Genomic DNA, 10,968 nt, shown 5'->3' with positions numbered 1-10,968 from the left:
AGTGCCAGTGCCAGTGCCAGTGCCAGTGCCAGTGCCAGTGCCAGTGCCAGTGCCAGTGCCAGTGCCAGTGCCAGTGCCAGTGCCAGTGCCAGTGCCAGTGCCAGTGCCAGTGCCAGTGCCAGTGCCATTGCCAGTGCCAGTAGCTGTCATCGTTGATATTTGATGGTCTACCGAGCTGATTAAAAATGATGGCGTAGTATGGTGATTTGCTAAACTTATTTGTGGCGTTCTAAATTGGCTAATATCTTGTGTTTGAGTGTGGCCGCCTTGAAAAAGACTATTTGAAGTTATTCCAGTGGTCTCTGTAGAGCCGCTTTCTTTGATAGGGGAAGGTGGCTTTGTTGCAGCGGTTTCTAATGTGGTATCGACTTGTGAACTTGGTTCGTGGCTCTGCGCTTGTTTGCCTGTGCTATCCGAATCATTTTCAGTCGTAGCTGCGAGTTCTGAGCCTTGTAGTTGTGCAGTTTTAGCACTTTCAGTTTGAGTAGTTGGTGCTTCTGCTTGATTCGCTAATAAGGTAGAGGACGATTTATCTGCCACTAAGTCTTGATTGAGTGAGCCTGAAATTTTTGTCGCATCTCTGGCTTCTTTGGCTTTTATTTTTTCCGCTTCAGCAGTGATTTTTTTAACTGCTGTCTTCGCTTTGTTATCGCGCTTTTTTTGTTCACTTTCTTGTGCAGTTATTTTGACATTTGACTCGTTGTTATTGTGTTTGTCCTTACTCATGCTGGGACTCCTATCTTTCGCCAAATGCTTCGTTAATATTGGTAAATACGGGTTTCCATAGGTATTGGAAAACACTCTTCTCACCCGTGACAATATCAGCTTCACCTGTCATGCCTGGTATGAGTTCAAACTGGCTGGGGTTATCTAAGAAATAAGGCTTATCTATGGATAGTTGCACCTTGTAGAATACGCCGCCTTTTTCATCGGAGTCAGTACTGGGTGAAATACGCTTTACTACACCGTCAAGTGCGCCATAACGGCTGTAATCAAATGCATCAATTTTAATTCGTGCACTTTGTCCAACGTGAACAAAGCCTATGTCTCGGGGTGATAGTTTAATTTCCATTAGACCTGTTTTTGTCATAGGCACAATAACAGCCACAGTACCTCCCGGTTGAATGACACTGCCAGTTGAACTTGTTGGAATGGATTGAATAATGCCATCAACTGGGGCGGTGACAGTATTTTGGGAGACTAAAGAGTCAGAAGATTTAAGCCTTGCGACCACTCCGAGCAATTCTGCCTGGGTATCAGTACGTCTCTCGCCGACTTCTTTAAATAGCGATGCCTGTTTTTGCTTAAGCTGTCGCTCTAAATTGATGAGGTTTTTAGACAGCACTTGCTGCTTACTTTCCATTGATTTGAGTTCACGCATGTAGGAATCAAGTTTTTGTTGAGACTCTAAAATGCGTAACTTAGAGACCGCTTGTTCTGCTGTGACTGACAGCATCATTTTCAGGGTTTGTTCAGCAGTTTGTATTTGATCGCTCAGTGGCGGGATTTCTGCTTTGAGACCATCAAGTTCTGCTTGGGTTTTGGCTATATCGGATTCTGATAATTGTTCCATTGCTATACGCTCTTCATTCATTCGTCTTAAAGCGGAAGTATGAAGTCGGAGTAGCTCAGGGTACTCGATGGCAAATTCGCTAAAGTCAGCCTCTCTTTGTTCAGCAAAGGCGTCATAACGCTCGATTCGCATGATAAGGTTGGCACGTTTACTGGTTAACTCTTCTTCAGCTGATAAGCTGTCGATAGACACAAAGCTTGCTAAAATATCGCCTTTTTTAACCACATCACCTTCTTCTACCACTACTGACGCAATGGTGCCACCTGCACGGCTTTGGATCACTTGTCGATGACCTAATGGCACGACTTGTCCTTTAGACTTTGATATTTCTTCTACATCAGTAAAAACAGACCAAATCAGCATACATAAAATTGATCCAGTGATGATTAAAATGACATTGCGAATCATTTTTCGTTCTGCTGGTGCTTCAATGGCCTCTGCAAATTCATGTTCAGGCCACACTCTGTTAGCTAGTTGACGATTATCCATTAGTTGGAGACTCCTGCATGGCTTGGTCTGAAGGTGATGTTGTTGAAGCTTGGGGAGATTCAGAAGCTTTATCTGGAATAGGCCCAGCGTATACAACAGCGCCTTTATCTAGAATGACGACTTTATCAGCATGTTTAATTAAATCTTGATCGTGACTAGTAAACAATACGGTGGATTTACCTTTGAGGTTTAGTAAGGTTTCAATCAATTTAGCCTTAGACGCAGGGTTACGGTGAGGCAAGGGTTCATCTAATAATATGAATGGCGATTGCTTTATGAAGGCTCTGGCTAAATTGATATAACTGCCTTCAATGGCTGAGAGCATGGCATTATTCTCGCCCAATAAGTCGACGGTTAAGTCATTATTGATACTTTTAAAAAAGCTTTCGCCGCCAGCATTGACCAGCGCTGCAATGATTTGTTCATCGCTAGCGCCGGGTTTAGCAATTCTGATATTTTCGGCTAATGAACCCGGGAATATGTCAGGTTGTGATGGGCTGTAAGCTGCCCAGTGACGAAACTGCTCAGTATCGTACTGTTTTAGGTTCTTGCCATTTAAGGTCACAAAGCCTGCTTGGGCTTCAAGTACGCCAAGCGCGCTGAGTAATAGTGTTGATTTACCACAGGCATTGGGGCCAATAATCGCAACCAGTTCGCCCGGTTCAACATCAAATGTCACACCTGATAATGCTGCCTCCCCCTCAGCTTTATAGCGCAAAGTGAGATGCTGAAACGCTATCGAAGGAGCCTTGGCATTATCGGGCGTATCTAGTCTTAACTCTGACTGTTCAGTGCTTGCTTGCATGAAACGATCAAACTGTTTCACAGCAATGTCCATCATGGTGAACTTTTGCTTAGATGAAAACGCTAATTGTGCAGGACCAGTAATGCGCCAAATCATCATCACGCAAGCAATTAGTGCACCTGGCGATATTGTTTGATCTAACACTAAAAAGATACCTGTAAAAACGGTTATCAACGCAGTAAATAGACTCAAAGAGTGAGCCACAGCGGCATTAAGACCATTGCGTTTTGCATAAAGGAAGTTTTGGCGACTGTTTTCTTGGCTTTGGCGAATGAATTTTGTTTGCCAAGCTTCAGTGTCGCCCGCGGCTTTTAGTTGCAGTAAATTTTTTGATAATTCACTCATGGCATTTTGATACTCGCCACTGATGGTGGGTGATGCTGCTTGCACATAACGGCTCAATACTTTCATGACCAAGTAATACAGAATCAACATGCCAATTGGCACTAACACTAACCAGCCACTTAAAAACATAATGGCGAATAACGCAATGAGGGTGAAAGGTAGGTCGACCAATCCACCACCACCCGGGCCTGATAACAGCATTCTGACTTTTTCCGCATTTCGCATGCGGGCAATATGGTTGGATATACCCACTCTAGATAACACCATGAGCGGCATATGCAGTAGTCGATAAAAGGTAATTTCTGATAGGTCTCTGGCAAATCGATTACTGGTGGTTGCTAATATTTGTGCGCGAGCAAGTCGAGTACTAACGAGTATGCCTACGGCTAATAATCCACCCAAGGCAATACTGGGTAAAATGGCAGGAGTTTGCCCTCCAATAACACGGTCATATACTGCCATTGTGAAAAGAGGTACGGCTAATCCAGTTAAACTTGCCAATAAACTTAACCAAAATACAGGACGATACCACTTCGTTCGCTTACTCATATGTGCTGCGAAAGCTTGAACATTTTTCTTCGTTGTCGGCAATGACTCGATTAAGAATATATATGCAGAGTCATCTATTTGCGTTAGATCGAATCGCTGCCATTGGTTATCTTGAAATTTCTCGAAAACGTTCGCTTGTCTTCTAACAATAAAGCCAGCCTTATCTTGTGGAATGACCAAGAATGGGTGAATCGAGAGATGAAGATGCTTGGCTGAATTATTGGTGACAGTGAAATCAATTTGATGCTTTTTAAGTAAGCGTGATAACCCAAGGGTATTAAGTTGAATGGTATTGTTATCGCTGGAAATATTACTGGCCTGAGTATAAAGACCTAATTGCTTAAACAGCTCAACAATAAGTGGTTTAAGTTCTACATCAGAAGTGCTCATGAGTTCACCTCTTGATTCGATTTAAGTTCATTTTTTGTGTCGGGGGCATTGTGTGCATGGCCCATGATTTCAATATTACTATCACTAATATTTGCCAGTTCGAGGAAGTGAGATGCAGTGATAATGGTCATTTGCTGTTTTAGTTTTTCGAGCAAATTAAGTAATCGACTTTGGGCATCAGCATCTAGCGATATCATAGGTTCGTCTAGCAATAATATTGAAGGTGATTGCACAACAGCCCGAACAATCGCAATGATTTTGATTGCCCCCTTATTGAGCATTTGACTATCACTGTCACCGACCAGGGTTTGATAACCATTGGGGAGTTCGGCAATTTTACTGGTCAGCCCTAATGCATCGGCAATAGCCATTGCTTGAGGTTCGTATTCAGCTCTAAACATGGTCATGTTTTCTAATAAGCTGCCGGCAAAGAGTGTAGGCCAGGGGGCAACATAGGTTATTGATTGTCTGAATTCCTTGCCATCGTGTTCTTCAATTGCAATATCATCAATGCAGACTTGGCCTGAAGATACTTTCTGGAACCCTGCAATAATGCTGAGCACATGGCTTGCGTGGCTTAAAGGATTAGACTGTAAATTGACTAAGCTATTGGGTTGGATGGATTGAGTGAAATTATTGATGGTTGTGCCAAGATTATTACTAGTGACATTCTCAAATGTAATTGGGCCTAAAGGGAGCTTTTGGTGATAAACCTTTGTGGCTTTAAACGACTCAGCTGGAACTTGGGTAAGGTCGTTAACATGGGACATTGCAGTTTTAGCGCTGACTAATCTTGAACGCAGGCTGATAATTGCACTTAATGGTGCAACGGCGCGGCCTGCCAAAATTGAACAAGCGGCAAGTCCACCTGTTGTTAGTGAGCCATTTAATACTTCGAGACAACCCAGCATGACTAAAATGAGAGTCGTACCTTGGGATGCCCCTTGAATCACTTCTTGTAATTTTGCCGATAGCCAATCGACTTGCTGCTGCTTATCAAGACGCTGGTAATTGATATTGTTATAAATGCCCGATAAACGATCTTCAAGTGATAAGGCTTTCGCGGTTGTTAAACCAGATAAAACCAGTATCAGCATTCTAGTTCGCTCGGCATCAGACAGTGCCAGTGCATGAGTCGCAACTGCAAGTTTTTTCCCAATAAAATAGACTAATGCGCCGACAACTAACCATACTGCAATTGGAATAAACACCAGTGGACCACCAATATAGGCCACTAAAGCAAGAAAAATCAGTACAAAAGGAAAGTCCATCAAAGCTACAATGGCTTGTCCTGAATAGAGTTCTCTCATATTCGCAATGCTGGCCAATCCATTGGCTATTTTACCTGTCCCCATTGCTTCGACATGGTGGTAATCAGCTAGCATTAATTTATTGACCACATCTTTGGTAGTGTTTAATTCGAAGTTGGCTGCAGATGCTGCAAGGATCCAGCTTCTGCCATACCTAAGCAGCAATTCAAGCAAAATAGCGATGGCGACACCAGATACTAAAATAGTTGCAGTTCCATAACCTTGGTTAGGTAAAATTCGGTCATAAATTTGCAGCATGGTAAAAGGCAAGGCAAGCGACAATAAATTAATAAATGTCGACGATAAAAAAAGCTCTGGAAAGGCTTTATTTTTGGAAAGTAAACTGAAGTTTTCCCGCATTTATTCAACTTCCTTTTAAACACTGATTGTTATCCATAAAGCGTAGTTCACTTTGGGTGAATTACATCTAAGTTAAATGCTAAAGGTTATTAATTCAATCATTAATGCTCGTTTTAGCTACAAAACAAAACGGGGGATTAGAGGGGGCGGGTTATCATCCATTTTGCTTGTTTGAACATTTTTTATAGCGATATAGATAGAAGAGAAAGGCAAATACTTATAGCTTTGATATAAAAAACTGCCCTCTTTGCATTGGGCAGTTTTCAAGTTTATACCTTCTTTTATCTCAAATCGGGCTGGTTAGTCTGTTGTTGCATGTTTCTTTATCGACTTATTTTTCATTGGATCGCCTTCATAGCCTAATGCTTTCCAATTCATACGAGTGCCTTTATTGTGACAATCATTACAGTTTAAAGCCTGCTCTGTTGGGGCAACCATATGATTGATACGCCACCACATTTCAGTCTCAGCAAAACCATATTCGCCACTGTATTTTATGCCTTTATCTAGCATCGCTTGATTGGCCTGCATGCCAAGTTTAGCGGCTTTATTCCAATCAAATGTTTTCCAATAACCGCCTTTACCAAAGACCTTAGCTGTGATGAAAATGTTTTGTTTGCTGTCATAAATTTGCTTACCAGTATGCACTTTAAATGGATATATCTTGGCTTTTTTATCATTGATATCACCGAGAGGGTAAGTCAATTTAGTGACCACTTTTGGATCCATTTTATCGCCAGCCATATAGGCATCAGCCTTACCGTTATACCAAGCATATTGAGGTTGAACATTTTTAGCCCAAACAAAGTTACCTTTCTTTTTCATGTAGGTATGTTTGCCGAACTCATCTTTGGTTTGCTCAATATCTTGTCCTGCCGTTGACCAATCCCAGCTCATTTTAGTGGGTTCATTTTTAGCAAATTCAGGAATATGACAGGTTTGACATGCGATGCTGCTGGTATGGCTATTGAGTCGTTTATTGTCATGTGGAGCGGCTTCATGGCAATTTTCACAACCAATATCACTTATGCCTCCTGGTGATACTCCCATGGCATTACCTGTGATTTGATGACTCTCAGTTGTATGACAAGTTTGGCATTGGAAGTCATTTCCATCAGTATCCATATGCACATCAGTGACTTTATCAGGGTAAGACATAGAAGAGTCTAAATCGCCATGTTTAACCCCATCGCCACCGCCGCCATAGAAGTGACAACTACCGCAATTATCTCGAACTGGGGCACCGACATTTTGGGCCACTCGTTCAAGATTAACTTTGGCGAGCACTTCGCCTGCACCTGCAGGATCTTTAACATAAGTACCTGTTGTGTCGTGACAAATTAAACAGTCTACTTTGGTCATGTCATTGAAATCAAAGCTGTCATCTTTCCAGCCGTAACCAGCATGACAACTAGTACATCGAGGCTCATTGCCTGAGACGGCGATACAAAAGTTATTAATGGCATTTTTTTTGCCACGTTTGACGGTGCGCCCTGGCAGTTGTTGCTCAAGCTCCCATGTCCAATGAGAAGATTTCATCACGTCTTTAGCATGATCTTCATGACATTCGATACATTGACTTGTGACTTCACTGCCTTGAGTAAAAGGCCCTTCTATATAGTCTTTATGTGGATTAGCTGCACTGGCAAATAAGCTAAAGCAACATAATCCACCTGAAATTAAGCTGATTAAGAGTGTTTTCATATAGGACTCCAACCCTCAGCGATCGCTGAGGGAAGTTATTAGCATTAGAAATTAATAGTAAGAGATGCATTAACGTCGTAAGCGGTATCGACGACTGGCAGCATTGAGTAGGCTGTGCCTGCAACAACATCATCCACTTTTTGTGGTTTGCCAACAGGCGTGCCGCTGCCTGTATATTCAAAGTCGTAATAGAGCCCTGCGAGTTTAATAAACATTCTCGGATTGATATCAAACATGTAATAGGCTTCAGCCACATGTCCTCTGGTAGCCAGTTTGCTGCCAATAGGGTCATCTTGAGCTTGGGTGAAAGGAGTCCAATATTCAGAACCATAGTTATATTCAAGGCCAACTTTACCGTAAGGTGCTGGGATTTGTACGCCGACATAAATTCCGTAGCCGTCTTTGGCATCATTTTCTTCAGCGGCTGAAGGCATCATGATAATTTCACTAGAATCTGCATTTAATTGAGCTTCAAAAACAGCATCAGTTAGCATGCCGCCAAACATACCTGCATTGCCATTACCATCGGCGCGGGTCCATCCTCCAGATACGAACCACTTCACGTCATTATCTTCTTCGCGAGCAAAGCCAATACCACCTAAGAACATATCGCCAATGACATCGCTAGGCTGCACTCGAGTGACGAAGTTGAAGTCCTCAAACTTTTGCATGTCTTGATACATGGTTGGAGCAAATATTTCAGCCAATTGAGTTGGAAAAGCCATAGTGCCTTTAAAGCCATCATTGACATCTTTTGCGCCAAACAAGGTGAGTTGAAGGAAGTTTTTACCGTCGTTAACAACATCAATATTAAAGCCACCTAAGTGAGTGTCTTTAGTGACGATATCGCCAAACATTTCGCCATTTCCCCATTGGGATTCGAATCCTTGACCGTAACAAAAGCGAACCACTTGGCCTTCAACACCAGTGATATCACTTAGGTGATAACCCATAGTGGCGCCATCAAAATTAAAGTTAACTAAATGACCAGAAGGTGTGCCGCCGCGTTTTTCATTTTCCCGGTACTGGGTTGGTGGGCCATAAGTTGAAGGTCGACGTCCTATGGATAAATACAGTGGTGAACCATTAATATTTTTCCAATCAAAATAGGCGCGTTCAACTCTTAGCCAGTCGCCGCTTGGGTTGCCGCTATTGGTGCCATCCATAGTAAACGACCGCCAAGAGTCAAACACTTGTACTCCTGTTGAATCTCCCCAGTTCTTAAACATACTCAGACGACCAGCAAAGCTGACGTTGTCCCATACTTTGGCTTTAAGGTTCAGTCTTAAACGAGTGGTGTAATATAGGTCGTTATCAATATCTTGTACGGACTTGGGCGACAATACGTAAGGCATGTTGCCTTGAAGCTGTCCATTTTGAAAAGCCGTCGCTAAGTTGGGGTTAGCCGCCATCATTTTTGCCAATGGTGAGTTAGCATCATCGGGCATTCCAAACTCGCCTGCCATCGCCTTGGCACCAAAATCGTTAAAGTCGACATTAATAGCAGGGTTCCAAGTGACATCTTGGTAGTGAAGTGAATGAACTTTAGTTCTAAAGTCGCCAGTGATTTCTATTCTATCTAATGCTGTGTGACGCTCATTTTTATCGACTCGGTTGTTGATATCATCAAGTTCATCATTGATATCGACAAGCTGTTGTTTAAGCTCTGCTATTTTTTGTGCATCGGTTTTATTAAGGCTATCTCTTTGTATATCAACATCATTAGCATAAGTGCTTGCTGATAACATCAAAGCATTAGCAACTAATAGTGAAATTAGAGTACGCATAACATCTCTCCTTTCGAATGAGCAGCTCTTACATAAACTGCCTTCGATTGATGTTGGAAATCCTCAGTTTTGCTAAATTTAGGCAGCATGAAGCCCTGAGATAATTCCCATTTTTTCATTAATTTATTGAATTAGAAGTGTTTTACAGTCTAACTGGGTTACCTAACCACAGGTTTGTGGTTGGTCTGAATCCGCTGCATGGTCATATAGGAACTGTTGGATATCTAATAGTTCTTGTTCATCCAAGGCATTGAATACTTCAGCTTTTGCTTTGTGTTTATTACGCTTAAAAAAACGGTCCCATTGGCTCATAGTCTTGCTCATTGGGGTTATCTCTCCACCTTCATCGCCTACGCCATGACAAGCCTTGCACTCTTTTTTATAGAGGTGTTTGCCTTTTTTAGGATTACCTCCATCAGCAGCTTGAACTTGTGATCCAAAACATAAAGCGAGGGTGACACATACGAGTATTTTATTTATTTTTTTCATCATCATTTCCTTTGTCTTACTTTGTACTGAGTTAATGGGCTTAGATATTTATGTATCTGGCTTGTTATTAAATTTAACAGTTGTCAAAAAAGGAATTGTTGAGTTTGATCAAGTAAATTATAAAAATCTAATTGATAAAAATATCATTAATAAAAATCTAATACTTTGGGGTCTGTGTATTTTTGTTGTTGATAAATAAAGGGTATTTTCTTTTTTATTAAGAGGGGGGAGTATTGTTTCATGCTTGCTATCGCTTTTAAAGGCAGGTTTTAGATCACACTTTTAATATTTAACTATCTCTAAAGTGATACTTGGTGGTTGCATAAAAGTAAATGTGGGGAAGGATGCAGCAGAAAGTGTGCACTGTTTTAGTTACAGTGCACATTGATTAATGTGTCTATTGATGCTGTCGGTAAGCTCTTATGGTTGCTGACGAGTTGGAGCTAAAACGATTTCACGAACACAAACATTTTGTGGCATTTCGTAAGCAAATACAGCTGTCTCAGCAATATGTTCAGCAGCTAATACACCGCCCATTACTTCTTTCCAGTCTGCGTAACCATCTTTAATGTCTTGGTTGGTGGTATGGCTCAATAGCTCTGTTTCAACTGCACCAGGAGCGATAGTGACCATACGTACATCATCCATTGCGACTTCTTCGCGAATGTTCTCAGTTAGTGCGTGTACTGCAAATTTTGTCGCACAGTATGCTGCGTGATTCGGGAACGTTTTACGACCTGCAATAGAGCTTACATTGATAATTGTACCTGTTTTGCGGGCTTTCATATCAGCAAGTACACAGTGAATACCATTCAAAACGCCCATCACATTGACGTTGAGCATTTGGCTCCATTCAGCAGGTTCTTGAACATCAGCTTGGCCTAGTAACATCACACCAGCATTGTTAATTAAGCAGCCCACTGGTCCAAATTTTTCTTCTGCAGTGGCAATAGCTTGCTTCATTGCTGTAGCGTCAGTCACATCAACACTGATTGATAAGCTGTTTTCTAGTTGTAGCGCCTGCATTGGTTCAATGCGACGTGCCAGCAATAATAGAGGGTGGCCTTTTGTACTAAATGCTTTAGCCATTGCTGCACCAATACCTGAAGATGCGCCTGTAATTACGATAAGTTGTTTCATTATGTCGACCTCTGTTTGTAAGTTGCG

General features: G+C 41.9%; 8 protein-coding genes. All 8 read right to left on the bottom strand.

Annotated elements, in window-relative coordinates; translation table 11 throughout:
- The coding region (locus tag K5Q58_RS04750; protein WP_220752723.1) for a hypothetical protein at positions 1-726 on the bottom strand (726 nt) is incomplete at its 3' end.
- Between the two features lie 10 nt (positions 727-736).
- The gene (locus K5Q58_RS04745; protein WP_220752722.1) at positions 737-2,062 is read right to left on the bottom strand and encodes an HlyD family type I secretion periplasmic adaptor subunit; all 1,326 of its coding nucleotides are present in this window, start codon (positions 2,060-2,062) and stop codon (positions 737-739) included.
- A complete protein-coding gene (locus K5Q58_RS04740; protein ID WP_220752721.1) occupies positions 2,055-4,151 on the bottom strand; it encodes a peptidase domain-containing ABC transporter in 2,097 nt (698 codons plus the stop codon). The genes K5Q58_RS04745 and K5Q58_RS04740 overlap by 8 nt, the downstream gene beginning before the upstream one ends.
- Entirely contained in the window at positions 4,148-5,821 is a 1,674-nt protein-coding gene (locus K5Q58_RS04735; protein ID WP_220752720.1) for an ABC transporter transmembrane domain-containing protein, read from the bottom strand. The genes K5Q58_RS04740 and K5Q58_RS04735 overlap by 4 nt, the downstream gene beginning before the upstream one ends.
- A 300-nt stretch (positions 5,822-6,121) precedes the next feature.
- The gene (locus K5Q58_RS04730; protein WP_220752719.1) at positions 6,122-7,525 is read right to left on the bottom strand and encodes a tetrathionate reductase family octaheme c-type cytochrome; all 1,404 of its coding nucleotides are present in this window, start codon (positions 7,523-7,525) and stop codon (positions 6,122-6,124) included.
- A 44-nt stretch (positions 7,526-7,569) separates the two neighbouring features.
- Positions 7,570-9,312, bottom strand: coding sequence for a DUF3373 domain-containing protein (locus K5Q58_RS04725; protein ID WP_220752718.1), 1,743 nt, complete (start codon positions 9,310-9,312; stop codon positions 7,570-7,572).
- A 162-nt stretch (positions 9,313-9,474) separates the two neighbouring features.
- Positions 9,475-9,804, bottom strand: a complete 330-nt coding sequence (locus K5Q58_RS04720; protein WP_220752717.1) for a c-type cytochrome — start codon at positions 9,802-9,804, stop codon at positions 9,475-9,477.
- Positions 9,805-10,221: 417 nt separating this feature from the next.
- Positions 10,222-10,941 (bottom strand): SDR family oxidoreductase, encoded by a 720-nt coding sequence (locus tag K5Q58_RS04715; protein WP_220752716.1) that lies wholly within the window; start codon positions 10,939-10,941, stop codon positions 10,222-10,224.
- Between the last annotated feature and the right edge of the window lie 27 nt (positions 10,942-10,968).

Origin of the sequence: Shewanella sp. KT0246 (genome assembly GCF_019654955.1) — a bacterium.
Taxonomy (GTDB): domain Bacteria; phylum Pseudomonadota; class Gammaproteobacteria; order Enterobacterales; family Shewanellaceae; genus Shewanella; species Shewanella goraebulensis.
The sequence above is the reverse complement of the archived record's forward strand: the minus strand, read 5'-3'. Positions and strand labels throughout refer to the sequence as shown.

Coding starts and splice junctions, on each gene's coding strand:
- K5Q58_RS04745 (WP_220752722.1), bottom strand. CDS start 2,062: ATGGATAATCGTCAACTAGCTAACAGAGTGTGGCCTGAACATGAATTT.
- K5Q58_RS04740 (WP_220752721.1), bottom strand. CDS start 4,151: ATGAGCACTTCTGATGTAGAACTTAAACCACTTATTGTTGAGCTGTTT.
- K5Q58_RS04735 (WP_220752720.1), bottom strand. CDS start 5,821: ATGCGGGAAAACTTCAGTTTACTTTCCAAAAATAAAGCCTTTCCAGAG.
- K5Q58_RS04730 (WP_220752719.1), bottom strand. CDS start 7,525: ATGAAAACACTCTTAATCAGCTTAATTTCAGGTGGATTATGTTGCTTT.
- K5Q58_RS04725 (WP_220752718.1), bottom strand. CDS start 9,312: ATGCGTACTCTAATTTCACTATTAGTTGCTAATGCTTTGATGTTATCA.
- K5Q58_RS04720 (WP_220752717.1), bottom strand. CDS start 9,804: ATGATGAAAAAAATAAATAAAATACTCGTATGTGTCACCCTCGCTTTA.
- K5Q58_RS04715 (WP_220752716.1), bottom strand. CDS start 10,941: ATGAAACAACTTATCGTAATTACAGGCGCATCTTCAGGTATTGGTGCA.